Source organism: Wenzhouxiangella psychrophila (assembly GCF_042310375.1).
Taxonomy (GTDB): domain Bacteria; phylum Pseudomonadota; class Gammaproteobacteria; order Xanthomonadales; family Wenzhouxiangellaceae; genus Wenzhouxiangella.
Genome location: NZ_JBHJMQ010000011.1, coordinates 82,553 through 108,100 on the forward strand (window position 1 = coordinate 82,553; position 25,548 = coordinate 108,100).

The 25,548-nt window shown below is 63.3% G+C and carries 17 protein-coding genes; 6 read left to right on the forward strand and 11 right to left on the reverse strand.

What is annotated here, in order from left to right:
• The first annotated feature begins 16 nt into the window (after positions 1-16).
• Together glmM and ACDC66_RS13345 are read left to right on the forward strand one after the other, a co-directional pair.
• A complete protein-coding gene (gene glmM / locus ACDC66_RS13340) occupies positions 17-1,363 on the forward strand; it encodes a phosphoglucosamine mutase (protein ID WP_376697222.1) in 1,347 nt (448 codons plus the stop codon).
• The gene (locus ACDC66_RS13345; RefSeq protein WP_376697223.1) at positions 1,360-2,310 is read left to right on the forward strand and encodes an isopenicillin N synthase family dioxygenase; all 951 of its coding nucleotides are present in this window, start codon (positions 1,360-1,362) and stop codon (positions 2,308-2,310) included. Before glmM ends, ACDC66_RS13345 begins: the two co-directional genes overlap by 4 nt.
• Before the next feature lie 152 nt (positions 2,311-2,462).
• Here the strand turns inward: ACDC66_RS13345 and ACDC66_RS13350 are convergent, their stop codons facing one another.
• From ACDC66_RS13350 to ACDC66_RS13370, 5 genes are all read right to left on the reverse strand, one after another.
• Entirely contained in the window at positions 2,463-3,929 is a 1,467-nt protein-coding gene (locus ACDC66_RS13350) for a flavin-containing monooxygenase (protein ID WP_376697224.1), read from the reverse strand.
• Positions 3,930-4,367: 438 nt separating this feature from the next.
• Positions 4,368-4,952, reverse strand: coding sequence for an IMPACT family protein (locus ACDC66_RS13355; RefSeq protein WP_376697225.1), 585 nt, complete (start codon positions 4,950-4,952; stop codon positions 4,368-4,370).
• The gene (gene xseA, locus ACDC66_RS13360) at positions 4,949-6,316 is read right to left on the reverse strand and encodes an exodeoxyribonuclease VII large subunit (RefSeq protein WP_376697226.1); all 1,368 of its coding nucleotides are present in this window, start codon (positions 6,314-6,316) and stop codon (positions 4,949-4,951) included. Before xseA ends, ACDC66_RS13355 begins: the two co-directional genes overlap by 4 nt.
• On the reverse strand, positions 6,262-7,344 hold the full coding sequence (locus ACDC66_RS13365) for a glycosyltransferase family 4 protein (protein ID WP_376697227.1): 1,083 nt from the start codon (positions 7,342-7,344) through the stop codon (positions 6,262-6,264). The genes xseA and ACDC66_RS13365 overlap by 55 nt, the downstream gene beginning before the upstream one ends.
• Entirely contained in the window at positions 7,341-8,171 is an 831-nt protein-coding gene (locus ACDC66_RS13370) for a UDP-2,3-diacylglucosamine diphosphatase (RefSeq protein WP_376697228.1), read from the reverse strand. Before ACDC66_RS13370 ends, ACDC66_RS13365 begins: the two co-directional genes overlap by 4 nt.
• Positions 8,172-8,302: 131 nt before the next feature.
• On the opposite strand from ACDC66_RS13370, the gene ACDC66_RS13375 reads away from it, so the two are divergent.
• The 3 genes from ACDC66_RS13375 (at position 8,303) to ACDC66_RS13385 (ending at position 12,097) form a co-directional block, all read left to right on the forward strand.
• Positions 8,303-9,955, forward strand: a complete 1,653-nt coding sequence (locus tag ACDC66_RS13375; protein WP_376697229.1) for an amidohydrolase — start codon at positions 8,303-8,305, stop codon at positions 9,953-9,955.
• A gap of 73 nt (positions 9,956-10,028) precedes the next feature.
• On the forward strand, positions 10,029-11,579 hold the full coding sequence (locus tag ACDC66_RS13380; protein WP_376697230.1) for a GNAT family N-acetyltransferase: 1,551 nt from the start codon (positions 10,029-10,031) through the stop codon (positions 11,577-11,579).
• A gap of 59 nt (positions 11,580-11,638) precedes the next feature.
• Positions 11,639-12,097 (forward strand): ZapG family protein, encoded by a 459-nt coding sequence (locus tag ACDC66_RS13385; protein ID WP_376697231.1) that lies wholly within the window; start codon positions 11,639-11,641, stop codon positions 12,095-12,097.
• Between the two features lie 9 nt (positions 12,098-12,106).
• Here ACDC66_RS13385 and ACDC66_RS13390 read toward each other — a convergent pair whose 3' ends face one another.
• From ACDC66_RS13390 to ACDC66_RS13400, 3 genes are all read right to left on the reverse strand, one after another.
• Positions 12,107-12,643 (reverse strand): acyloxyacyl hydrolase, encoded by a 537-nt coding sequence (locus ACDC66_RS13390; protein WP_376697232.1) that lies wholly within the window; start codon positions 12,641-12,643, stop codon positions 12,107-12,109.
• Between the two features lie 345 nt (positions 12,644-12,988).
• Positions 12,989-16,138 (reverse strand): efflux RND transporter permease subunit, encoded by a 3,150-nt coding sequence (locus ACDC66_RS13395; protein ID WP_376697233.1) that lies wholly within the window; start codon positions 16,136-16,138, stop codon positions 12,989-12,991.
• Positions 16,138-17,208, reverse strand: coding sequence for an efflux RND transporter periplasmic adaptor subunit (locus tag ACDC66_RS13400; RefSeq protein WP_376697234.1), 1,071 nt, complete (start codon positions 17,206-17,208; stop codon positions 16,138-16,140). Before ACDC66_RS13400 ends, ACDC66_RS13395 begins: the two co-directional genes overlap by 1 nt.
• A gap of 157 nt (positions 17,209-17,365) precedes the next feature.
• Between ACDC66_RS13400 and rlmKL the strand changes: the two genes are divergently transcribed.
• Positions 17,366-19,528 (forward strand): bifunctional 23S rRNA (guanine(2069)-N(7))-methyltransferase RlmK/23S rRNA (guanine(2445)-N(2))-methyltransferase RlmL, encoded by a 2,163-nt coding sequence (gene rlmKL, locus ACDC66_RS13405; RefSeq protein ID WP_376697235.1) that lies wholly within the window; start codon positions 17,366-17,368, stop codon positions 19,526-19,528.
• On the opposite strand, the gene ACDC66_RS13410 is transcribed toward rlmKL, so the two are convergent.
• The 3 genes from ACDC66_RS13410 to ACDC66_RS13420 form a co-directional block, all read right to left on the reverse strand.
• Entirely contained in the window at positions 19,514-21,316 is a 1,803-nt protein-coding gene (locus ACDC66_RS13410) for a cation:proton antiporter (RefSeq protein ID WP_376697236.1), read from the reverse strand. The genes rlmKL and ACDC66_RS13410 overlap by 15 nt on opposite strands.
• A 289-nt stretch (positions 21,317-21,605) precedes the next feature.
• Positions 21,606-23,093 carry an RES family NAD+ phosphorylase gene (locus ACDC66_RS13415; protein ID WP_376697237.1) on the reverse strand — a complete coding sequence of 496 codons (1,488 nt, stop codon included), beginning with the start codon at positions 23,091-23,093 and terminating at the stop codon, positions 21,606-21,608.
• A gap of 247 nt (positions 23,094-23,340) precedes the next feature.
• Complete coding sequence (locus ACDC66_RS13420; protein WP_376697238.1) at positions 23,341-25,536, reverse strand: AAA family ATPase; 2,196 nt, start codon at positions 25,534-25,536, stop codon at positions 23,341-23,343.
• Positions 25,537-25,548: the final 12 nt, after the last annotated feature.

The window sequence follows — 25,548 nt, forward strand, 5'->3', positions numbered from 1 at the left end:
TGAGGAAATGGCAGCGATGAAGTACTTCGGAACCGACGGCATTCGGGGGCGGGTTGGTGAGCCGCCGATCACCGCCGATTTTATTCTCAAGCTCGGATGGGCCGCCGGCCGTGTGCTGGCCGAAGAGTTCGGCGAGGACACCACGGTGGTCATCGGCAAGGACACGCGCATTTCCGGCTATTTGTTCGAGTCGGCCCTCGAAGCCGGGTTCTCGGCCGCCGGTGTCGACATCCTGATACTCGGCCCCATGCCGACGCCGGCTATCGCGCACCTGACGCGCAGTATGCACGCGGCTGCCGGTGTCGTGATTTCGGCCTCGCACAATCCGTTCGAGGACAACGGCATCAAGTTCTTCTCGCGCGAAGGTCAGAAGTTGTCCGATGATCTGCAGACGGCCATCGAGGAACGCCTCGAGCAGCCGTTCGAGCAAGTCAGCCCGGAGTTCCTCGGCAAAGCCTGGCGCATGGACGATGCCGTGGGGCGCTATGTCGAGTACTGCAAGGGCACGGTGACCTGGGGAACGCGTCTGGACAGCCTCAGGATCGTGGTCGACTGTGCCAACGGCGCGACCTACCGTATCGCTCCGGAGGTCTTTCGAGAACTCGGCGCCGAGGTGATCAGCATCTTCGATCAGCCCGATGGTCTCAATATCAACCGTGAGTGCGGATCCACGCATCCCGGCAACCTGGCCCGGATGGTGACTGCCGAGCGGGCGGATCTGGGCGTGGCTTTCGACGGCGACGGCGACCGGGTGCTGATGGTCGATCACCGCGGCGACCTGGTCGACGGCGACCAGATCCTCTACGTACTGGCCGCCGCGCGCCAGGCCAACGGTGGGCTCGAGGGGGGCATCGTCGGCACGGTAATGAGCAATTTCGGGCTCGAGCAGGCGATGAAAGAGCAGGGCATCGAGTTCGTGCGCAGCGCCGTCGGCGATCGCAACGTCCACGATGCCCTGGTCGAACGCGGCTGGGTGCTGGGCGGCGAGTCCTCGGGGCATATTCTGTGCCTCGACCGGGCAACCACCGGATGCGGCATCGTCAGCGCGCTGCAGGTTCTGGAAGTGATTGCCAGGAGCGGCCGCAGGCTGGCCGAGCTGACCGACGGCATGACCAAATGCCCACAGGTCATGATCAACGTCCCCAGCGGTGGCAACGGCCGTGCGGTACTGGACGGTAATGAAGAAATCGGAGCGGCGGTGCGCCGGGTCGAAAATGAGCTCGGTGGAGAGGGGCGCGTCATCCTGCGCCCGTCCGGCACCGAACCACTCGTTCGGGTGACTGTCGAGGGTTTCGATGCGCAACAGGTTCAACGGCTGGCCGAGGAACTGGCCGGCTCGGTCAAACAGGTACTGACAGCATGACGACACACGATACCGGTATCCCCGTCCTTTCCCTGGCCGACTTCGATGGCCGCAAGGGGGAATTCAGCGACCGCCTCGGCGCGGCCTGGCGCGAGTTCGGCTTTGTCGGCATCACCGACCACGGCATTGAACAACAGGTCATCGACGATGCCTATGCGGCTTTCCGCGATTTCTTCGCCCTGCCCGAAGAAACCAAGATGGCGTATCACCAGCCCGGCAAGGGCGGCGCGCGTGGCTATACCGGTTTCGGCGTGGAGCACGCCAAGGGGCGCGAGGTGCCGGATCTCAAGGAGTTCTGGCACGTCGGCCGCGAAATCGCCGACGCCGAGAATCCGCACCCCGATATCCTCATGCCCAATCTCTGGCCCGAGGAAGTGCCGAGGTTCAGGGAGCGTGCGACAGCGGTCTACAACGCGCTGGAGTCGGTCGGCGACCGCGTGCTCTCGGCCGCTGCCTGCGATCTCGGCCTGGAACCGGACTGGTTCGCCGACAAGACCAACTACGGCAACTCCATCCTTCGGCCGCTGCACTATCCGCCGATCGAAAACGCGCCCGAAGGCGCGGTGCGCGCGGCCCAGCACGAGGACATCAACCTGATCACCCTGCTGGTCGGCTCACGCGAACAGGGCCTGGAGATTCTCACCCGGGACGAGCGCTGGATTGCAGTGACGACGCTGCCCGGCACGATCGTGGTCAACGTGGGCGACATGCTGCAGCGCCTGACCAACCACGTCTATCCGTCCACCACGCACCGGGTGGTGAATCCGCCGGGCGAGGCGGCCAGGCGCTCGCGCTATTCGCTCCCGTTCTTCCTGCACCCGAATCCTGATTTCGTCATCGAGACGCTGCCGGGGTGTGCCAGCGAGGACAATCCGAATCGCTACGAGCCCATCGCCTCGCACGATTATCTGCTCGAGCGGTTGCGCGAAATCGGCCTGATCAAGTAGGCAGCCCCGGCAAATCTACTGCGCGTGCGCCTGACGGCGTCCGGCGGTGCTCGGAATCCTCATGTATTCGCACATACACTGCGGTTCCTGCGCTCCGGCGGCCACCGTCAGCCACCCGCTCGCTACGATTTGCCGGGGCTCCCTTCCCTTTTTCACGTGCGGCGGTAGGCGTCGGCGTCGAAGCGCATTAGTCTGCGGCGGAAGTCGAGGACAAAGCCCGGCCAGATGGTCGTGTTGCGCCCGCTTTCGGGGTGCAGGTACCAGCTGCTGCAGCCGCCTGCGTTCCAGACCGAGTGCGCCAGGCGCTGTTCGATCCAGTCGTTCCAGGCCGTTTCCGCTTCGCGACTGACCTCCAGCGGCCCCTCGCCGGAGTCGAGGTGGTCGAGGGCCGAGAGCAGGTACCGAATCTGCGATTCGATCATCAACAGGACCGAGCTGTGTCCGAGGGCCGTGTTGGGGCCGAGCAGGATGAACAGGTTGGGAAAGCCGTGCACGGTCGTACCCTTGTAGGCGGCCGGGCCGTCGCGCCATTGCCGGGCCAGGTCGCGCTCGTTGCGACCGGTGATCATGCCTTGTGGAACCGGCTCCGTGGCGCGAAAACCGGTCGCCAGGATCAGCGTGTCGGCTTTGTGGTGCCTTCCGGCGGCGTCGACGACACCGGTTTCGGTCACGCGCGTGACGGCGTGGTCCACGAGGTCGGTGTTGTCGCGATTGAAGGTCGGGTAGAAATCGTCGGACAGAATGACGCGCTTGCAGCCGATGTCGTAATTCGGCTGCAATTTCCGGCGGGTCTCCGGGTCCCGGACCTGGCGCCGTCGGTGCCGGTCGGCCAGCCAGCGGTGGCCGGCGCCGAGCCAGTGCCAGCGCAGCAGGGCCGGCACCCGCATTTCGTTACGCGCGAAGATCAAAAATCGCGCCAGGCGTAGCAGGACGGGGAAGCGACGGAACAGCTGCCGACGCAGCGGGCCGATCGGCCGATCGTGGCGCGGGATGATCCAGGCCGGCGTGCGTTGGAAAACGGTCAAGTGCCCGGCCTGTTCGGCGACATGCGGGACGAACTGCGCCGCCGAGGCTCCCGTGCCGACGACCGCGACGCGTTTTCCATTCAGATCGAGCTCGCCGGGCCACTCCTGTGAATGAACAATTTCGCCGGAGAATTCGTCCAGTCCGGGGAAGTCCGGCCAGGCCGGCCGCGACAGGCCACCGATGGCGGTGACGAGTACGTCGGCGGTGTATTGCCGGCCGTGTGCGTCCTCCAGGTTCCACTGGCCGTTGGCGTCGATCCATCTGGCCTGAACGATTTCGGTGCCGGTCTGCAAGTGTTGTTGCAGCCCGTGTTCTTCGACCAGTCGTTCGAGATATTCCTGGATTTCGGCCCGCGGTGCGAAGTGCCGCGTCCAGTCCGGATTGGGCGCGAAGGAGAGCGAGTACAGCCGCGAGGGCACGTCACAGGCGCAGCCGGGATAGCGATTGACCCACCAGGTGCCGCCGACGCCCTCGGCCTTTTCAAAGATCCGGAAGTTCTTTTCGCCACGCTGGCGCAAACGGATGGCGGTACCGATACCGGCGAATCCGGCGCCAATGATGGCGATATGAAGGTGCTTGGCGTCGGGGGGCATCGTTTATTCAGTCTAGCTCAGGGTGGGGCGGCCGCGCGTAGTGGCTTGTCCGTTCCCACGGCTTGGCCAGCGGCTGATGCCGCTGGCTGCCCTGCAGTGCTCGCGGGGAGCGGCGCCGGCGGAACTCACTACGGCCCTGCGGGCCTTCGTTCAGACATCCGCCGGCTGTTTTCCGCTCCCCGCTCCGCGCTTCGGCTGCGCCGAGGTCACGGACAAGCCACTCCGCGCGGCCTTGGTGATTTTGTTTGGGTTGGTTCGCTTGTGTCGTTTGGTTTCGAGGCACCCGCATCAGCTGTCTTTCCAGCACCGTTCCTGTTTCGAACATTCAAATTTCGGTCATTAGAATTTGTTTGGTACTTGGTGCTTCGAATTTGAAAATTTTCAAGCCAGATCGAAAGCCGTAGCGCCACCAGTCGGCAGCCCCCGTTCAAACGGAGCCTAAATCCTCGCCACCCTCACCCTCCCCTTTGCAAGATCCCTCATGTAATCGCCAAAGGCAGCGCGGCTGACCGCCGGGATGGTCACGATCAGCGTGACGCCCTCACTGTCGTATTCCTCGTCGTGCTTGTCGCCCTCGAACTCGGACAGGGCGTGGTGAGCGGCGTCGACGAATTCGAAGGGCAGGGTCAGCCGCAGCCGAACCTTCGGCACGATGGGGGCGCTCTCGGCAGTCCGCAGTGCTTCGTTGGCCGTGCCGCCGTAGGCTCTTGCCAGGCCGCCGGTGCCCAGTTTGGTGCCGCCGAAGAAGCGGGTGACGACCACCACGGTGCGGTCGTAGCCCTGGTTCTCGATGGCCTGCAGGATCGGGCGGCCGGCGGTGCCGCCGGGTTCGCCGTCGTCGTCGAAACGGTAGTTGTCGCCGATCAACCAGGCCCAGCAGTTGTGGTTGGCGGCCGGGTCGCTGATTCGCTCGATGAATTCGCGGGCAGCTTTCTCGTCGTCGACGGGAGCGGCCTGGGCGATGAATCGGCTTTTCTTGACTTCCACCTCGTGCGTGACGGGCGCGAGCAGGCGATAACTCATTTCAGGCGAGCGTCCCGGGGCGCGTTCACGACCTCCGCGTCCACCTCAAACTGGTCCATCAGGATATTGATTCGGTTGCCCTTGTCGAATTGATTGCGCTGTGTCATCGCCTGGCCCTTCTCGTCCCGAACCACGGCGTAGCCGCGCTCGAGTACGGCCAGCGGACTGATGTTGTTGAGCGATCGGGCGACGGCGGCGAGTTGTTGCTGGCGGCCTTCCAGGGCGTGCGTGGCGGCGCGGTCCAGGCGTGCCCGGAGCATGCCGACTTGTCGCTGCAGTTGTTCGAGCTGGCGTTTCGGGTGGCGGGCGGCCAGGCGGCTTTCGAGGCCCTGAAGCTGCCGCTGGCGCGTATCCAGCTGTCGCTTGACGGCGAGTTCGCCGCGGCGAGCCAGTTCTTCCCGACGTCGGGACAATTCGTCCAGGCGTCGCTCGGGATGTTGCTGCCGGAGCCGGTTGTCGGCGTGGTCGAGGCGCTGAGCCTGCTGCATCAGTTTCTGGTCGAGCGCGCGTTGGAGGCGTGAGGCCTGCCGGTCCAGCTGGACGAGCAGTTCGGGGCCGTCGGGCGTGGCGGCGACCGCGGCCGCAGTCGGTGTGGGTGCGCGCTGGTCGGCGACGAAATCGGCGATGGTGAAGTCGGTCTCGTGGCCGACGCCCGATATCACCGGCGTGCGGCAGGCATGAATGGCGCGCGCCAGGTTTTCGTCGTTAAAGGCCCACAGGTCTTCCAGCGATCCGCCCCCGCGCGCGAGCAAAATGACCTGGCCGAAGCCGTGCCGGTCGGCGGCCTCGAGGGAGCGTACGAGCTCCGCCGGGGCGGTTTCGCCCTGGACCTGGCTGGGATAAATGCGCACTTTCGCCCGCGGCCAGCGGCGGCCCAGCGTCTGCAGGATGTCGCGAACGGCCGCGCCCGACGGGGAGGTTACAACGCTGATGCGCTCGGGCCATCTGGGCAGGGCCTTCTTGTGGGCTTCGTCGAACAGGCCTTCGCCCTCGAGTTTCTTCTTGAGCGCCTCGAAGGCCTGGGCCAGGGCACCGGCGCCGGCCTCCAGCAGGCCGTCGGCGATGAGCTGATAATCGCCGCGGGGTTCGTAGAGGCTCAAGCGTCCGCGCACGAGCACCTGCATGCCGTTCTCGGGCCGGAAGCCGACGCCGGCGGCGTTGCCGCGGAACAGGGCACAGCGAATCTGGGCGCGTTGGTCCTTGAGGGTGAAGTACAGGTGCCCCGAGGGTGGCCGCGCCAGGTTGGAAATCTCGCCCGAGAGCCAGAGCCTCGGGAAACCCGCCTCGATATGGAGGCGGACCTCCTTGTTCAGTTCGGCAGGCCGATAGACGCGGGTTTCGGGGCCGGGGGCAGTGAGTGACATGGTCGCCGATTATACCGGCCCGGCACGCCTTCATCTTCGACCGGCTGGAGTAGCGAAACGAAGCGCCGGGTACAGCGGTCCCAGGAGAAACCGGCCGCGAACTCGACACAGCAGTCGCCGTCGACTGACAGGGCCTGGAAGACGGCCTCGCGCAGGTCTTCGTCGAGCGCGCCGTTGCCGCCGTCGGTGATCAGGTCGGCCGGCCCGGGCACCGGGAAAGCGGCCACCGGCACGCCACAGGCCATGGATTCCAGGATCACCAGGCCGAGCGTGTCGGTGCGGCTGGGAAAGACGAAGACATCGGCCGAGCCCATCAACTCGGCGAGTTCCTCGCCGTGGCGATAGCCGAGAAAATGGGCGTCCGGATAACGCTCCCGAAGATCGGCCAAAGCGGGCCCGTCGCCGATGACGACCTTCGAGCCGGGAAGGTCGAGATCCAGGAAGGCTTCGAGGTTCTTCTCGACGGCCACGCGCCCGGCGTAAAGGCTGACCGGGCGCGGTAGCTGAAGCCGATCACGCTCGCCCGGACGAAACAATTGGGTGTCGACGCCGCCGGGCCATATGTGCAGGTTCTTCAGCCGCCGTTCGGTCAGCAGCGACTTCTGCGTCGGCGTACGCACGAAGGTCCGGCTTGCGCGTGAGTGGAACCAGCGCATCCAGGCATAGCCCCAGCTCAGCGGGATTGGCGCGCGCATGCGCAGGTACTCCGGGAAGCGCGTGTGATAGGAGGTCGTGAAGGGCAGGCGGTGTCGGCGGCACCAGCGGCTGGCCGCCAGGCCCAGCGGGCCTTCGGTGGCGATATGAACGGCGTCGAAGGGGCCGCCGGCCATGGCTTCGCGCATCAGCTTGCGGGGTCGCAGCGCCAGGCGGATTTCGGGATAGCCGGGGCAGGGGAAGGTGCGACCGGCGGGCGAGAGCACCGTGACGCGATGACCCAGTTCCATCAGGGCGTCGCGGGTTCTCTCGAGCGTACGGACCACACCGTTGACCTGGGGCGCCCAGGCGTCGGTCACGAGAAGGATGTTCATGCCGCCTTGACTGCGTCCGGGTTCGGTGAGCGCTTGCGCAGCGGCGGCAGGCGCTTGACCACTTCCTGCGTGTCGCTCGAACGGATCAGCTCGATCGTGCCGTCGTGATGTTCGATCAGCGCGGTGCAGCTCTCGACCCAGTCGCCGCAGTTGAGGTAGATGACTTCCTCGCCGACGGCAATCTCGGGACGGTGGATATGACCGCAGACCAGGCCGTCGACCTCGTTGGTCTGGGCAGACCGGCGAACGGCCTCCTCGAAGTTGGACATGAACTTGACCGCTTTCTTGACCCGCTGCTTGAGGTAGGCGGCCAGCGACCAGTGTTCGCGCCCCATCTTCGTCCGAACCCAGTTGACCAGGCGGTTGAGCTTGAGCAGGCCGTCGTAGAGTCGCGAACCGATCAGGCCCAGCAGGGGTGAGCTGACCACGGCTGCGTCGAACTGGTCGCCGTGCAGTACCAGCAGGCGCCGGCCGTCGGCGGTTTCATGGACGATTTCATTGATGACCTCGATATTGCCGATGGTCATGCCGTTGTACTGGCGCATGGCCTCGTCATGGTTGCCGGGCACGAACACCACGCGCGTGTCATGCTTGGCCTTGCCCAGCAGGGAGCGGATGACGTTGCTGTGGCTCTGCGGCCAGTGACGCTTTTTCTTCAGGTACCAGAAGTCGACGATGTCGCCGACCAGGTAGAGCGTCTCGCAACGCATCTCGCGGATGAAATCGAGCAGGTAGTCGGCGCTGCAGCCGGGGAAGCCCAGGTGGACGTCGGAAATCCAGATCGTTCGAACGTTGCGCTTGAAGGGGAACGGGTTGCGCTGTGTCATATCGCCACCTCACCGTGGATGTGACTGGCAGGCTAGAGCCGGCTTGTGGCTGTCCGGTGACGATCGCTTGACGAAACCGTGACGGCGTTGGAGACTGACCGGCATTTCCCTGACTGCCCATCGATTCTGCCATGTCCCGTAACTTTCTGCTCGTTTCGCTTTTGTTGCTGTCCTTCTCCGCTGTCGCCGGCCAGCCCGGCGCGGTCGTCAATGCCCGCATTCACACACTCAACGCCGATACGCCGCTCGTCGAGGCCATGGCCTGGAACGAGGCCGGCGAAATCGTGTTCCTGGGTGATGCCGAGGGGCTGGAATCCAGCCACCCCGATCTCGAAGCCGTCGATGCCGGCGGCCGGACGCTGCTGCCGGGCCTGATCGACGCCCACGGCCATGTCATGGGCCTGGGGCTGGCGCGGCTCCAGGCCGACCTGACCACGGCCGACAGTCTCGAGAAGGCGATCGAGACGCTCAAAGCGCATGCCGATACCCTGCCCGAAGGGGCCTGGCTGACCGGACGCGGCTGGGATCAGACGCGCTGGGAGGGGCAGGCGTTTCCATCCGCGGCCGACCTGGACGAGGCCTTTCCGGAACGCCCGGTCTGGCTGGTGCGCGTCGACGGCCATGCCGGGTGGGCCAACTCGGTCGCTCTGGAGCGGGCGACGAAGGATCTGTCGGGGGACTGGCAGCCGCAGGGCGGATCGGTTCACCGTGACGACGACGGCCGGCCCACCGGCATCCTGATCGATACCGCCATGCGCTTCGTCGAGGACGCCATGCCGGAACCCGGCGAAGCGGTGCGCGAACGCGCACTCGATCTGGCGCTGGCGGAAATGGCGCGCTACGGCCTGACCGGCGTGCACGACATGGGCGCCAGCCTGGCGGATTTTCGCCTTTACAGACGACTCGACCAGGCGGGCGACCTGTCGGTGCGCATCACGGCGTTCGCCGACGGTGACGAGGCCATGCTCGACTGGCTGTGCGAAAACGGCCCACACGCCGGTGAACGGCTCCAGGCACGCTCGGTCAAGTTCTACGCCGACGGCGCGCTGGGCAGCCGCGGCGCGGCCCTGCTCGACGATTACAGCGACGACCCGGGTAACAGCGGCTTGCTGTTCGAATCGGACGAGGCCATGCAGGCCCTTGTCGATCGGGCGATGGGCTGCGGCCTGCAGTTGGGCATCCACGCCATCGGTGATGCCGCCAATCGACAGGTGATCGATGCCATTGCCGCCGGCGAGGGCGATGATCCGGACAATCCGGGGCGTCACCGCATCGAGCACGTGCAGATCATCCATCCCGACGACATCCCGCGTCTGGCCGAACACGACATCATCGCCAGCATGCAGCCCATCCACGCCACCTCCGACATGCGCTGGGCCGGCGATCGCCTGGGCGAGGAGCGACTCGAGGGCGCCTACGCGTGGGCGACCATGCTCGAGCAAGGCATTCACCTGGCTCTCGGTTCGGACTTCCCGGTCGAACCGGTCAACCCCTGGCTGGGCGTGCATGCGGCCGTTACCCGCCAGCGTGACGGCCTGCCCCCCGGCGGATGGCGACCGCAGGAGGCCCTCACGCTCGAACAGGCGTTGAGCGGGTTCACCACTGACGCGGCTCATGCCGGGTTCGCCGAGGAAGAAGTCGGAAGCCTGGCGGTCGGCAAGCAGGCCGATTTCATCATCGTCGACGCCGATCCCTACGAAGTGGAAGCCTCCGACCTGGCCGATGTCGAAGTGTTGCAAACCGTCGTCGGCGGCGAGACGGTCTTCGAAAGTGGTGAATTCTGAGTCAACCTGATCTGCGTTAATCTGTGCACATGTGTCTACACTTTCATTATTCCAGAGCGTTTGAATCACGCACGTGAGCAGTACTGACAACAATTCCGAGTCCCACCGCCTGATCCTGCGTCCCTCGCGCAAGGAAGACTACGACGACATCGCCGAGATCATGGACCGGGTCTACAAGGGCCTGGACGGCGCCTGGGAGCGGGAACAGTTCGAGTCGCAGGTCACGCGCTTTCCCGAAGGCCAGATCTGCATCGAGGACAACGGCAAGGTCGTTGCCGCTGCGATCTCGATGATCGTCAAGTACAGCCGCTGGGGCCAGAGCCACCGTTACTGGGATATCGTCGGCAATGGCTACCTGACCACCCACGACCCGAAAGGCGACGTGCTCTACGGTGTCGATGTCTTCGTTCACCCCGACTACCGCGACCTGCGCCTGGGCCGCCGCCTCTACGATGCGCGTAAGGAGTTGTGCGAGAACCTCAATCTCAGGGGCATCGTGGTCGGCGGCCGGATTCCCGGCTATCGGCATTACGCCGATGAGATGACGCCGCAGCAGTACGTGGCCAAGGTCCGTGCACGCGAGCTGGTCGACCCCATCCTGACCTTCCAGCTGGCCAACGAATTCCAGGTTCGGCGCATCGTCCGCAACTACTTGCCCGACGACGAGGATTCGGCCGGTCACGCGGTGCTGCTCGAATGGGTCAATATCTACTTCGACGAGGGCTCGGAGAAGATGATCGGCGGCCGGCCGTCGGACGTGCGCGTCGGGGCCGTGCAGTGGCAGATGCGCCGGACCGATTCGCTCGAAGATCTATACAACCAGATCGAATACTTCGTTGATGCCGTTTCAGGCTACCAGGCCGATGTCGTCCTGTTCCCGGAATTCTTCAACGGCCCCATGATGGCGCCCTGGAACGATCAGGGGCCGGCAGAGGCGGTGCGGCAGCTGGCCGGTTACACCGAAGCGATCCGCGACCAGATGCTGAAATTCGCGGTGTCCTACAACATCAACATCATCGCCGGCTCCATGCCGGAGTACGACGGCGAGCGGTTGCGCAATGTCTGTTACCTGCTCCGGCGCGACGGCACCTGGGATCGCCAGTACAAGGTTCATGTCACGCCCGACGAGGTGAGCTACTGGGGCCTGAAGGGCGGCGACAAGGTCAAGGTCTTCGATACCGACTTCGGTCGTATCGGGATCCTGATCTGCTACGACGTGGAGTTTCCGGAGCTGCCGCGGCTGCTGGCCGACAGCGGCATGAATATCCTGTTCGTGCCTTACTGGGTCGATACCAAGAATTCCTACCTGCGTGTAAGACGCTGCGCCCAGGCGCGCGCGATCGAGAACGAGTGCTACGTCGTCATCACCGGCTCGGTCGGCAACCTGCCGCGGGTCGAGAACATGGACATGCAGTACTCCCAGGCGGCGGTGTTCACGCCTTCGGACTTTGCCTTTCCGCACGACGCCATCGCGCACGAGGCGACCCCCAATACCGAGACCATGCTGATCGCCGATCTCGACCTCGACAACCTGCGCGAGATCCGTTCGCACGGCTCGGTGCGCAATCTCGCCGACCGGCGCCACGACCTCTACGAACTGCGCTGGAAAGATGGAGACGAATAAACGGGGCGGTAACGACCGCACTGTTATGATGTGTGCAGGCTTGAAGGCAGGAGATCAATGTGAGCACTCTCGTATGGGCCATCATCGCACTGGTTGCCGGGGCCGCGCTCGGCGCTGGCGCTGTCTGGATGTTCGCCGTTCGCCGCGCCGGACCCATGTCCGTCAACGAAATGAAGAAGGAAAACGAGCGGTTTCGAGAGGAGGTCAACGCGCATTTCGTCCAGAGTGCCCAGCTGATCAACGAGCTCACCGACAGCTACAAGAAGGTTTTTGATCACCTCAGCGACGGTGCCGACCGGCTCGTCGACCGGGAAGCCGTGCGCGAGCGTATGCCCCAGGTCGGACATGCCGAAGTGCGCCTGCGCCATATCGGTGCGCCGAAGGATTTCGGCGCCGGTAATCGCGCAAGAGCGGACGACAAGGCTGGAAAGGCCGAAAAGCCGGCATCCGGGCGTCCCGACCCGAAAAGCGAGGGCACGAAGCCCAATGCGGATAAAGGCCCGACCGGCAAGAATTGACGGCGGCGATCAGAGCTTCCGGCTGTAGACGACCGCCCAGCTATTGATGCCCTGGTTGGGTTCTTCCAGGCCCGCATTGGAATAGTGAATGACCCGGAGCCGCAGCGCATCGCGTTCGCTCAGCTGCACCCCCACGGCCAGACGGTCCGCGAATTGCGCCCGCGAACCCAGACGGCGGTCGCCGACTTGTTCATCGCTGAAATACGCCGCGCCGATGCCGGCCTCGACGAAAGGCCGCCAGCCTTCGACATTGAAGTGATAGACGAACACCGGTGAAACCGACACCGACTGCTCGTCGCTGCCGAAGCGCCCGGCTTCCCACCAGGTGTAGGCGACGTTCCAGTAGCCGCCGAGATAACCGGTCTCGCTCTCGAACCAGCGCTTGTCCCAGTCGAACGACAGGCTGATATTCGCCGTAGCCTGCCCCTCGCTCGTCATACCCGGCGCAAGCATCAGCTCGGCAGCATGAGCCGAACTCGACAGAATCAGGATAAATAACAAGGAACGCAACACGGACCTGCCGGTCTTGTTCGTGATCAATTGCATGCGCGGACTCCTGCGCGGCGAGTTGGCAACGCCGGTAGATTACCCCAATAGCGGGTCATGACTGCATTCGGTTTCTACTTACTCGGCCATCTGGCTGTGCGTTGAATTGGCGACGCACAGTGACAAGATCTTGTGTCGTGCCATTAGCCAAAAAAATTATTGTCCACAGATGAACACGGATAAACACAGATACAAAGAATGAAACCCGCATTCGAGAGTCTGTCGACAAACTGGAAATCCGAACCAATGATCAAAGATTTCCTTGTTTCTTGTTCAGTCAGTATCTGTGTTCATCTGTGGACAAATAGTTTTTAAATCAAAGCGCCACCAGATACTGGCTACTGTCTACCGCCCAGAAACACCCGCCCGTCGCTCATTGAACTTCAGGATCGTCACCAGCAGTGCCGGCAGGAAGGTCAGCGTGACCACGGTCGCAAACAGCAGGCCGGCGAGCACGACCACGCCCACGCCCCGATAGAGCTCGGTGCCCTCGCCGGGGATGAACACCAGGGGAGCGAGGCCGAACAGGGTGGTGATCATCGACATCATGATCGGGCGGATACGGGTCGACACGGCTTCGCGTACCGCCTCGACGGCGTCGGTCATGCCCTCGCGCAGGTTGCGCAGGGTGCGATCGACGATCAGGATCGGGTTGTTGACCACCACGCCGAGCAGGATCAGGAAACCCAGCATCGTGATCATGTCGAACGGCTGGCTGATCGCCGGGCCGCCGACCAGGGGAAGCAGACTGCCCAGGCCGTTGAGCAGGGCCAGGCCGGCAATGCCGCCGGCGATGCCCAGCGGCACCGAGGTCAGGATCACGAAGGGCCAGCCCCAGTGCCCGAAGATGGCGACCATGACCAGCGCGCAGAGGATGATGGCGACGATGTAATTCCCGCCCAGCGCCGCGCGCGTTTCCATCAGCTGGTCGCTGGCGCCGGAAATGTCGAGGCTCATCTCTTCGCCCAGGTGGCCCTCGCGGGCGAGCCAGTCCACCACTTCGGTCTGTACCTCGCCCAGGGCGGTTTCGAGCGCGACCGAACGCGGCGGAATGATGTTGAGCGTGACGGTCCGCCGGCCGTTGAGCCGGCGAATGGCGTCGGTATCGACAGTCTCGATTATGTCGGCCAGACTGGCCAGTGGCACGACGCCGGCCTCGGGCACGTAGACCGGCAGTTCCTCCAGGCGATCCAGGCGCTGCTCGCTGCCGGCCTGGCTGAACAGGAAGATGTCGATCTTGTCGTCGCCGCGGAAGTATTCGTCGATGAAAGCGCCGTCGGTCAGGGCCGCCACCGAAAAGCCGAGGTCGGCCCCATCGATGCCCATCTCGGCGGCGCGTTCCCAGTCGGGGCGAATTTCGACCAGGGGCTGATCCAGCGAGAGCGAGGACGGCGAGGAGCCCAGGCGGGGATCGTCGAACAGGTTCTCGGCGCGATCGTAGGCCAGCCGCGCCACGCGGTAGATATCGGCCAGTTCGCGGCCGGTGATATCGAGATTGACGCTGCGTGTGCCGCCGTCGTTGCTCGAGATGATCGAGCCTCTGCTCACGAAGGCGCGCATCCCCGGATAGGTCTCGTAGTGCGCTTCCAGGGCGTCCATCAGCGGCTCGATGTGGCCCGGATCGACGGACTCGGCCAGTACCCAGATGTTGTCGGTGCTGATCGACAGGTTGAGGTAGGCGATGGCCGGCACCTCGCTTTCGCCGCGCTCGAAGCGCGCCGGGTCGTCACCGACGAAGGGCATCAGGTAGTCCTCGACCTGCTCGCCGATACGCCGCATCTCCTCGAGGTTGTAGCCCGGCGGGGCGATCATGGTCGCGAAGGTCTTGGGTTCTTCGCCTTCGGGCAGGTATTCGGCCGGTGGCGTGAGCGTGATGATGATCACGGCGACGCCGACGAAGACCGACGCAAGTGTCGCCCATCGCCGCCGGGTCGATTCGATCAGCCATCCCACACCGGAGAGAATGCGGTCGCGCAAGGCATGACCGTGCGCCCGGCCGGTATCACGTACGCCGAAGTTCATGCGTGCGCTCAGCGTCGGTACCACCGAGATGGCGACCAGCATGCTCGCCAGAATGGAGGCCGATATGGCCACGGCCACGTCGGAATAGAGCTGGCCGGCTTCCTGCCGGATGAAGAAGATCGGCGCGAACACCAGCACGGTCGTCATGGTCGATGCCAGCACCGCCGGCCAGACCTGCCTGACGCCATCCAGCGCGGCGGCCATGCGGTCCAGACCCTCGCGCCGCCGGCGTTCGATCGCCTCGAGCACGACGATGCTGTTGTCGAGCGTCATGCCGACGGCAAAGGCCACACCGGCGAGCGAGATGACGTTGATGGTCCGCCCGGCCGCCAGCAAGCCGAGAAAGGCGGCGATGGTGCAGATCGGTACGCCGATGACACCCACCAGGGTGGCGCCGAATGAGCGCAGGAACAAAAACATCACCGCGGTGGCGAGCAACGCGCCCAGGATCAGGTTCTGCCAGACATTGGCGACCGAGGCCTGCACGTAGCGCACGTCGTCGCTGGTCAGTCCCATCTGCATGCCGGCCGGTTCGAGTACTTCGGCGTTGATTCGCTCGACTTCCGGCAGGAGAGCCTGCTTGATGTCGATGACGTTGGAACCGGGTTCGCGGTCGACGGAGATGCTCATGCTCGGCTGCCCGCCAGCGAAGCTCAGGTCGCGCTGCTCGTAGTAGGAGGCCTCGACGTTGGCGACGTCTTCGAGTCGTACAAGGCTGTCATCCTGGCGATCGACGATCAGACGCTCCATTTCTTCGAGGCTTTCGAATCGCCCCACCGTGCGCAGCAGGTAGCGGCGCTTGCCCAGTTCGACGTCGCCGGCTGAAGTGTCGCGGTTGCGCCCGCGCACGGCGTCGCGCACCTGAGTGAGCGTGATGCCGCGTTCGGCCAGGGCGCCGGGGTCGACGAGAATGCGGATCTGGCGTTCGGCGCCGCCGCCGATGTTGATCCGCGACACGCCATCGACCCGCTCCAGGCGCGGGCGTACGTTGTCGTCGAGAAAGTCGTACATCAGCCGCATGTCCAGCTCGAAGGGGTTGTCCTCCAGCGGTGTGATGCGGAAGTACATGAAAGAATTCTGCGAAAACGAACTGGCTTCGAGCCGCGGCTCGTCGACGTTTTCCGGATAGGAGGGCACCTGACTGAGCGCGTTGTTGACCCGGATCAGCGCCTCGTTGATGTCGGTGCCAAAGGGAAACTCCAGCTCGATCTCGGCCCGCCCGTAGCTGGCCGTCGAGATCATGCGGTCCATGCTCGGGATGCTGCGCAGGTACTGCTCCTGCTCGATCAGGATTTCCTTCTCGATGTCCTGCGGTGTAGCCCCGGGCCAGCTCGTTTCCACGCCGATAACCCGGACTTCCAGGTCGGGAATCATCTGCACCGGGATGCGCAGGGCCGCAAGCACGCCCAGTACCGCAATGATCAACACGACCACGGTGAGGATGACGCCGTGGCGGATGATGCCCTCGAACATCAGTTTTCACCCTCGACAATGCGCACTGCCTCGCCCTCACTGAGCACCTCGTTACCGCGGGTAATTACCCGCGCATCCTTGGGCAGTTCGCCTTCGAGCTCGACGAGATCGCCGATATTCCGCTGAACGACGACTTCCCTTTCGGTGGCGCGGTTGCCGCCATCCTCGATGATCCACACCGTCGTGGTGCCATCGGGGTAGCGCAGGATCGCGTCGCGCGGTATGCGCACGGTGGTTTCGTCGCGCTCGATCATGAGCTCGACGCCGGCCGACATGCCCGGCGTGATGCGGCCGGAATCGTCATTGACCAGAAGCCGGAGCAGGAAAGTACGGGCGGTAGGGTCGCTGAGCGGTACGCGCGCGTGCACGCGGGCATCGAGTTCGCGCTCCGGATCCACATCGGCCCAGGCCCGGACAGTCACATTTTCCCGATCACGCAAGTCCTGCCAGTAACGTTGCGGCACGCGCACGTCCAGCCAAAGCTCGTCGACCTTGACCAGTTCGACCACCGCCGAGCCCGGATCCACCCATTCTCCCCGGTCGAAATGGCGCTGGCTGATGACGCCGTCGAACGGCGCGGAAAGGCGATGGCGATCGAGGCGTTCACGCTCGCGCGAGAGTTCACTTTCGGCCCGTGCAAGTGCCGCCTCGGCCAGTACGACGGCGGACTCGCGAGCTCGGCGCTCGGTTTCGGGAAAGAAACTGTCGTCGCCGAGCCGGCGAGCTTCCCCGGCCAGGCGCCGGGCTTCGGCGAGCGATGCCCTGGCTTCTTCCCGGGCGGCCTCGGCCCGGGCCACGTCCTGCTCGACCAGGCCGACGTCGAGTTCGACCAGTAGGTCGCCCCGCTCGACGGCATCGCCGGCATCGACGTGGATGGTCGAAATCAGCCCGGACTCCTGTGTCGACAGGCCCGAAACCTGGCGCGCGACCAGGTTGCCGGTCATACGCAGCGATTCCGTGCTGCGGCCCGTGGTCGGCTCGATGGCCTGCACCGGCGTCCGGGCCGCCCCGGTCATGGCTTGGCAGCCCAGGATGGCAACCAGCAGGAACTGCACTGCAAGACGCTTCATTGATCTGAATCCATCGAGTCGATCACTCGTTGCGAGTCCAAGCGGTTATCGTAGACGACTCGCAGTGAGACCGAGGACGGATTCGTCAAATGAAGCATCAAAGAGAAGGTGATCGAAGGGGATATGACGCGATGCGATCCGGTATGGGGGTGGCGGATTGAACAAGCACTTCACACTGTTCGCCACGGCGCCTCGTGGACTGCAGGATCTGCTGGCGACGGAACTCACGGCGCTCGGTCTCGAGGGTGTCCACGCGCAGCGCGGCGGCGTGCTGTTCGAAGGCACACTCGTCGATGCCTACCGCGCCTGCCTGTGGTCGCGGATTGCCAACCGGGTGTTGTTGCCGCTTGCCGAATTCGAGGCCGAGGACGACGACGGACTCTATCGCGGTGTCTCGACCATCGATTGGTCGATGCACCTCGGCCCGGACAACACGTTGGCGGTGGACTTCACCGGCATCAAGGCGGCCATCACCCACAGCCGCTTTGCCGCCCAGCGCGTCAAGGATGCCGTTGTCGACCAGATACGCGAGACGGTCGGTGGCCGGCCGTCCGTGGATATTCGGCAGCCTGACGTTCGCATCAATGTCCACATGCACGGCGAGCAGGTGACCGTGGCCATCGACCTGTCCGGCGATAGCCTCCACAAGCGCGGCTATCGCGAAACCGGTATTGCCGCCCCGCTGAAGGAAAATCTCGCCGCCGTCATGCTCTACCGGGCCGACTGGCCACGGATTGCCGCCGACAGGGGCGGTTTTGTCGACCCGATGTGCGGCACGGGAACCCTGGCCATCGAAGCCGCCTGGATGGCGTCCGACACCGCCCCGGGCTTACTGCGCACCGGGTTTGGTTTTCAGCATTGGCGCGGCCATGACGACAATGCCTGGAAGGACCTGGTCGACGAGGCCCTGGAGCGCCAGGAGAAGGGAATGGAACACCTGCCGCCGATGGTCGCGTTCGACCACGACCGCCAGGCGGTTCGCCTGGCCCTGGTCAATGTCGAGCGTGCCGGACTGGCAGGCCGTGTTCACGTCGAACGACGCGAGCTCGGGGAAGCCACCGCGCCGTCGGGCGTGCGGACCGGTCTGGTGGCCACCAATCCGCCCTACGGCGATCGCATCGGGGAACAGCACGAGTTGTTGCCGCTCTACCTCAAGCTGGGCGAGACACTGCGAAGCCATTTTCCCGGCTGGCGGGCGCTGGTACTCAACGGCGCCGGCTGTCGTATCGGCCTGCAGCCGGACAAGAGCTGGCAGTTCTTCAACGGGCCGCTCGAGTGTCGGCTGGAGCGTTTCGAGATCGGCGCCGATGCCGCCGCTTCGACCGGGGAGCAGGCGGCACCGGATCTGACGAATCGACTGCACAAGAACGAGCGCCAGCTCAGGAAATGGCGCAAGCGCGAAGGGATCACCTGCTACCGGCTCTACGACGCCGATATTCCCGAGTACGCCCTGGCCGTCGACGTTTACGGCAGCGAGTCCGGCGACTGGTTGCACGTGCAGGAGTACGAGCCGCCGGGCAGCGTCGATCCCGGTAAGGCGCAGAATCGCCTGCGTGCCGCTCTCAGCGCCATTCCGGCCGCTGCCGGCGTGCCGCCGGAGCGGATGGTCTTCAAGGTGCGGCGCCGGCAGCGCGGCAGCGAGCAGTACGAACGCATGAGCGAACAATCGCGCACGCTCATCGTGCGCGAGGGCCACTGCCGGCTGGAGGTCAACCTGACCGACTACCTCGATACCGGGCTGTTCCTGGATCACCGGCCGGTGCGACAGTGGCTGGCCGAACACGCCCACGGCAAGCGGTTATTGAACCTGTTCTGCTACACGGGCGCCGCGACGGTGCATGCTGCTCTCGGCGGTGCCCGGGCGACGACGAGCGTCGATCTTTCAAATACCTATCTCGACTGGCTGCGGCGCAACCTGGAACTGAACGGCTGCGACATGGACCGGCACCACGTGATTCACGCCGACGCCCGCGACTGGCTGGCCCGCTGCCGCAATCGTTTCGACCTGATCTTTCTCGATCCGCCCAGCTTCTCGAACTCCAAGCGCATGGACGGCGATCTCGATATCCAGCGCGACCATGCTGAACTGGTGGCCGAGGCGATGCGCTGCCTCGATCACGCGGGCACGCTGGTGTTTTCCACCAACCTGCGCAGTTTCTCGCTCGACGCGGCGATTGAACAGGCGTTCGAAGTCGAGGATCGGACGCGCTGGTCGATTCCGAAGGATTTCGAGCGTAACCGTCGCATTCACCAGTGCTGGTTCATTCGGCACCGCGAGGGCGCGGCCTCGGACGATCCCGGGCAATCAGGATTGGGGTGAACCCGCCTGCCCGGGCGCGAAGTAGAGTAGTCGCCAGTCGGCTTCCGCGGTGAATGCATGCTCGCTTGAGTACACCTGGAGTTTGCCGTCGGGAGAGACGCTGCCGATCAGCAGCCAGTCCTCGCCCGGTTCGCCCAGCCTTTCTTTCAGCTGGTCCAATTCGAAACGCTCGCTCAGGCGCGTCGTCTGGATCGTCCAGCCGTCGTCCAGTCGTTGGTCCAGCGAACGGGCGTCCACGGGCGGTTCGAAGGCAAAGTAGCCGCGCTGTTGCAGCGTCAGGCGTCGCTGCTCGTCGCTCGACTCGCTCGGGGGTGAGAGCTGGAATGTGCGGTGATGGCCGAACTCGCCGCCCAGCGCCTTGCACACCAGCGCGTTGTAGTAGTCGTTGTCGGTCGCACTCAGCAGGTAGCTGAGATGCTCGTCCTCGAGCTCGTGCTCGGCATGCTCGGACAACACTTCGCCGTAGTATGTGCGGATGCCGTCCATGCGCGCCGCTTTGAGCCGATGCCACGAGCCGTCGGCAATCAGGACATCGATGTGGAGGTCCTCGAGAACGTTGGCCAGCGCACGGGTCCAGTCGCTGGCGCCGACGATCAGCAGACCGTTTTCCTCTTCCGCGGCCAGTTTCAGCCTGCGGGCGAGCGGCCCGAGGGTCAGGCCGTGGATGACCACGGTCACCAGGATGACCAGGAAAACGAGCGGCATCAGGATTTCGGCTTCCGGGTAGCCGGCGGCAACCAGCGCGGGGCCGAAAATACTGGCGGTGGCCGCGGCCACGATCCCGCGCGGCGCGATCCAGGCCATCAAGAGCCTGTCCTGCCAGCGCATGGGTGCGCCGATGGTTGCCAGTGCAATCGTCAGCGGACGGACCACCAGGAGCACGGCCAGCACGAACAGCACCGAGGACATGCTGATCAATTGAAGATGCGAGGCGTCGAGCTGCGTGGGGATGACGATGAACAGCACCGACAGCAGGACGACGGTGAGATTTTCCTTGAAGTGCCGCAACGGTTCGCGTTCGACCAGCTGCATATTGCCGATCACGAGTCCCATCACGGTAACCGTCAGCAGGCCGGCTTCGTGCTGCACCTGGTTGCTGGCCCAGTACGCGGCCAGCACCAGCACCATCAGCATCGGCGGTTTGAGATGGGTCGGCACGGCACCACGGCGGTAGAACCAGCCGGTCAGCCAGCCGCCCAGCCCGCCGAGCAGAGCGGCGACGGCAACGGCCTTGCCCAGGCCGAGGAGCACCGATGTCCAGTCTTCGCCCGAGATCGTGAAGTACTGGAAGGCCAGGACAGCCAGCAAGACGCCGACGGGGTCGTTGACGATGCCCTCCCACTTGAGCAGGGAGGCGGATTCCTTGTTGAGGCGGGCCTGCCTGAGCAGCGGCAGGATGACGGTGGGTCCGGTGACGACCAGGATGGCGCCGAGTACGATGGCCACCGGCCAGGTCAGCCCCGCCACGAAATGGCCGGCCAGCGCACCCAGCAGCCAGGCCAGCAGTGGGCCGATGGTCGTGAGCCTCGCGACCCCGTGGCCGACCCGGCGGAACTCGCCCAGTTTGAGGTCCATCCCACCTTCGAAAAGGATGATGGCGACACCCAGGCCGATCAGCTCGGTCAGCTCTTCCGGCGCCATGGCGAAATCGATCACTCCGGTCACCGGGCCGAGCACGAGACCGCTGGCGATCAGAATCACGATCGCCGGCAGGCGGATCTGCCAGGCCAGCCACTGGCTGGCCAGACCGGCGCCCAGGATGATTAGAAGCAGAGTAGCCAGATGCATCGTTGCTGTCCCCGGCCGAGGATTCTCGGTAGCGATTGCGACCGGGGCATTCTAACCACTATGGATTTTGGCGGGGTAGATGGCGGAATCGGGTTGTCCAGAAACAACAAAGCCGGCGCAATGGCCGGCTCTGTCTCGGGGATCCTGGTGGAGGCGGGGTCTATCGAATGGTGCCGTTAATGCGCTGAACATAAAGATATTAATAGCCAGGCTATTGTTTCGTTGCCCCCAAAGTTGCCCCCAAGCATGATGCGCCAAGCCGGGTAAGATGATGGCTAGGTCAACTTGGTCAAAGCTCGTCCGCGCCTTTGGACACTTTGTAGCGCTTCACGAAATAGCGAGTTGCCTCAACCTGAATGCGATCAATGTGGTGAACTTCTACCGTTTCGGTGTCGATTCGCAATGCGCTTTCCCTGGAGTCCTCTTGTTGTGGCGATGAGACAAAATAAACCAGGCCGCCGTGCGAATTCTCGTATCCAATAAGACGTTCCGTCTTGACCGCGTACGGAGTGTCCTCCTTTATGGGGTCCGGAATTTTATCAAATACGGAGTAATCTGGTACTGGCTCGTTCTCGCTTATCTCCCACAGTTGGGCTGAGGTGCTTGTTCCTTCTGGCAGATTTAAGTTCTCCACACGTGAGGATTTGTGGAATAGCACGACATTACGACCTTCATCTCCTTTTTGAATAGACCGGTAAATAATGCCGTCAATTTTCGGCTCCTCTCTGCTGGCCAAGTAATCGGCAATCCCTTGTGTAACCAAGTAATCGTCAGATTCTCTTTCCGGCATTACTGGCATGGTGAGTTGATCGCTGAGTCGTCGGAGAAATTTCGCCTTCTGCAGCCTGCTGATATAAGACGTGTCAAAGATGCTTCCTTCGACATAGATTGACCGCAAGGCCTCGACGTCCAGCAGCTGAAGTGGTCGAATGATCTCGAACTGTGCGACTGCGACTCGACTACCTACCGGAGGTCGGACCTCAGCCAGAGCGACGTCTGGTTCGGTTGCCCCGTAAAAGACAGAAATTCCGCTCGCATTCATGCGCCCGGCATTGGCCGCAGAGAAAGGTGGTGGTCCGATTTCTTGGTCAGGACGCATGAGTGCGGATTCCAGTTTGTCACCGGACTGAAAAACTCTTGCACGATAGAGTTGAGCGATGTGACAAGTGGGGCCGACGCCCATAATTACGGGATCGGATTGGAGTGTGATGTGCTCGCCTAAGTCTTCAAATATGGAGTCAAGGATCGCCTCTGCTTCACGGTTGAAGACTCGTGTCTCGGTTTTCAGGGTTTGTTGAAAGTAAGCCCATCCTTCTTGGAGTTCATAATCTTCAACGCCTTTCTCATCGTAGTGGGCCTCGATATCATAAGGGTTCTCCTCTCCAGCCACGGCTGCATCGAAGTCATAGTGGCGCTCTTCTAGAACTTGCCGGACGTGCTCAGCGATCCTTTCATCGATATGAGCTGTTTCGCAGATGACCTCAGCTACGGGTTCTCCACGCCGCTCCCATTGGTAGAATATGTCCTTGTCGCGGTGCAAGGCATATTGCAAAGCGGTAGGCTCGTCCTGCGTACGCTCATAGTGGTCTACGAGAGCCGCGTCGACACGGTCCGCTAAATCGCAGATCGTGATGACTTTTTTTGTCTCACTGCAATAGGTGCAATCGCCCTTATCCCCGTTCCGCTCAACTTCAGCCTTTAGGTAGGCTTCACCGATGCAGCCCGAACAAATTAGGTAGTGCGCCAGTACTTCTGGTTCGATTTCGTCTTCACTCATTTGAGGTTTCGCTTCCGGTGTTTCTATCTAAGCTCACTGGCAAAGGCTTGCAGGTCGGTCGGTAGTAAAATCGATTGACAGCTTGTTTGGAAGTAATTCCTGGCTCCCTTCCTCCAAAATCCTTGTAGCGACACACTATAGAGCCGGTACACATCTGATTGGCGCTTCGAACTCAATTGCTAACTTTGACCAGACTGCCTCACGGCTCGTTATCACCCCTTATTATCGATCCTACCGCACGGGTACCTCAATCCCTTGGAAATCCCCTCTCCTCGATCACTTCAGCCCAGCGCCGGACGGCGGCCGGGCTGTATAGCTCGGGATCGTTTTGCTTGGCGATGAATTCGACAAGCTCTGAAGGATCAACGTGCAGGCCGTCACAGGCATCCTTCGCCATGCGGAAAAGGTCGGCTCGGCTGCCATCCGTGCCGTTCGCGCTTGTGTCCGTAGGTTGGCGGGAATGGCGCAAATGGGATTCGGGGTACCCCTGAAAGCCACTGTTTTTAGCATTTGCGCCATTCGCGCCATCTTTTTGGGGCGGGGGTTCAGAGACACGAATGCGCCACCGTGAACCTTGCCCGAATCCAGAACGGACACTTTCGACGCCTGCCTGCCTTCTGGCACGTTGTACTGTTCGCCAGGCCAGCCCTTCCTTGTTCGCCGCCTTCTTGATTTCGGCTGCCTTCATCGGACCGTGGGCGAGCATGTCCTGTAACCAGTCGACGGCCTCGTTTTTTTCGTCCCGTTCGTCGCTGTCGGGTTGCAATGCGTCGGATGCATCGACATCAACGGGGTCAGGGTCCCAATCCAAGACCGCGACCGGGCCGACTCGGGTATCGTTCGTAACGATCCGATAAGCGAGCCCGCCAATATCGGGAGCGATGTTCGAGCCACTGGGCAACAGCAGGCGGCGGTCTTCATCGTCCTGATCCTTGGCGACCAGCCAACACGCTCGGGCCGTTGCGGTAAACGCCAGGCTGCCGGAGACTCGATACAGGGCGTTGTTGCTCCCGCCCTTGTTGAGGTGGGATACCGCGATCACCGCCACGTCGTGTTTGCCGGCCAGCTTCGCCAAGGGGGCAAGCAGCTCGCGAATATCGCTGTTCTTATGGCTGTCTGTGCCGCCTAGGTAGGCCGTCACCGGGTCGATGATCACTGCCACCACATCACTAAGTGCAACCAGCTCGGAATCCAGCCGGGCCATATCCCGTTTCAGGTTGAACATCCGCTCTCTTACTTCGAGCGATTCCGGGTCGGCCTCTTGGACGGTTTCGAGGATATGGACGCGGGATATATCCGCTTGCGCCGCCTCTAGTCGTGGTCGGATGGTGTCGGCTGCATCATCCTCGGCACTGGCGAATATCACTGCACCGCGCGGTGGGTACGAACCATCAACCGGCCAAGGTTGCCCGGCTGTGATTCGGGCGGTTATGTCGGCGGTCAGTAGCGACTTGCCTAGTTTCGGATCACCGGCAATCAGGGTCAGTTTCCCCCGCGCTATGCGGTTCGGCCATAACCACCGGATTGGTTCGGGCTTGATCTCCGATAGAGGGCGGGTCATTCGTTCAGGCTGTGCGACCTGAGAAAACTTCATCTTGACCGCCTCCAATCTTTCGGCGGCGTGTAGGTCGTTAAAGTCTCCGGCGCGTCCGGGTTCGGCCACGATCCCGCCAACCTCTCGGGCCGCTTCGGTCGCCTTGGCGATACCGGGGTTGCCTTCCGTGTTGCGGTCATCGTCGGCAGCGATGATGATGCGGGCCTCGGATAGCTTCGCGCGGATTGCTTCGGCTACCGGCTTCAGGTTTCCGGCGTTGAGCGCCACCGCTACCGCGTAGCCGGTCGCCTGGTGGATACTGGCCGCCGTGGCGAATCCTTCGGCTACTATCACCAGCCCGTCAGGCTTGCCAATGGCGTAATAGTTGCCCGCGATCTCCCCGCCGGGGTGAAACCTCTTACTGCCTTGGGCGTCGATCCGTTGAAGGGATCGAATCTCCCCGGCTGCATTCCTGATCGGCACCAGTAGCCGGTCGGATTCGATACGGATGCCGTGCGGCTCGATACCTTTGGCGACCAGGTACGGGTGATCGGTCGGGGCCGGCTGAGCTTTGCGCCATGCTTCGGCGCATTCCTTCGCGGCTTCGTCCTGGGCGGACCTACGTTCCCGCTCGGCTTGCTCCCGGGCTTTGCTGATCTCGGCAGTCCACCGTTTGCGCTCGGCTTCGCTTGCAGGCTTGCGGGCCTGCCATGTTTCGTTCAGGCCGGTTGACCAGTCGCCAAACTGCCCGCCTTCCTCATCCTCGAACAGCTTGCACCAGCCGGCGCGGTTGCTGGCGGGCTTGCCATGGCCCGGGAAGCGCTGGAACTTTCCTGGCTCGACTGCCTCCGGGGGCTTCAACCCGGCGTCGCGAATGGCTTCTCGGAAATTAGATTTTGCGTCAGACATTGCCAAAGCCCC

Coding starts and splice junctions, on each gene's coding strand:
- glmM (WP_376697222.1), top strand. CDS start 17: ATGAAGTACTTCGGAACCGACGGCATTCGGGGGCGGGTTGGTGAGCCG.
- ACDC66_RS13345 (WP_376697223.1), top strand. CDS start 1,360: ATGACGACACACGATACCGGTATCCCCGTCCTTTCCCTGGCCGACTTC.
- ACDC66_RS13350 (WP_376697224.1), bottom strand. CDS start 3,929: ATGCCCCCCGACGCCAAGCACCTTCATATCGCCATCATTGGCGCCGGA.
- ACDC66_RS13355 (WP_376697225.1), bottom strand. CDS start 4,952: ATGAGTTATCGCCTGCTCGCGCCCGTCACGCACGAGGTGGAAGTCAAG.
- xseA (WP_376697226.1), bottom strand. CDS start 6,316: ATGTCACTCACTGCCCCCGGCCCCGAAACCCGCGTCTATCGGCCTGCC.
- ACDC66_RS13365 (WP_376697227.1), bottom strand. CDS start 7,344: ATGAACATCCTTCTCGTGACCGACGCCTGGGCGCCCCAGGTCAACGGT.
- ACDC66_RS13370 (WP_376697228.1), bottom strand. CDS start 8,171: ATGACACAGCGCAACCCGTTCCCCTTCAAGCGCAACGTTCGAACGATC.
- ACDC66_RS13375 (WP_376697229.1), top strand. CDS start 8,303: ATGTCCCGTAACTTTCTGCTCGTTTCGCTTTTGTTGCTGTCCTTCTCC.
- ACDC66_RS13390 (WP_376697232.1), bottom strand. CDS start 12,643: ATGCAATTGATCACGAACAAGACCGGCAGGTCCGTGTTGCGTTCCTTG.
- ACDC66_RS13395 (WP_376697233.1), bottom strand. CDS start 16,138: ATGTTCGAGGGCATCATCCGCCACGGCGTCATCCTCACCGTGGTCGTG.
- ACDC66_RS13400 (WP_376697234.1), bottom strand. CDS start 17,208: ATGAAGCGTCTTGCAGTGCAGTTCCTGCTGGTTGCCATCCTGGGCTGC.
- ACDC66_RS13410 (WP_376697236.1), bottom strand. CDS start 21,316: ATGCATCTGGCTACTCTGCTTCTAATCATCCTGGGCGCCGGTCTGGCC.
- ACDC66_RS13415 (WP_376697237.1), bottom strand. CDS start 23,093: ATGAGTGAAGACGAAATCGAACCAGAAGTACTGGCGCACTACCTAATT.
- ACDC66_RS13420 (WP_376697238.1), bottom strand. CDS start 25,536: ATGTCTGACGCAAAATCTAATTTCCGAGAAGCCATTCGCGACGCCGGG.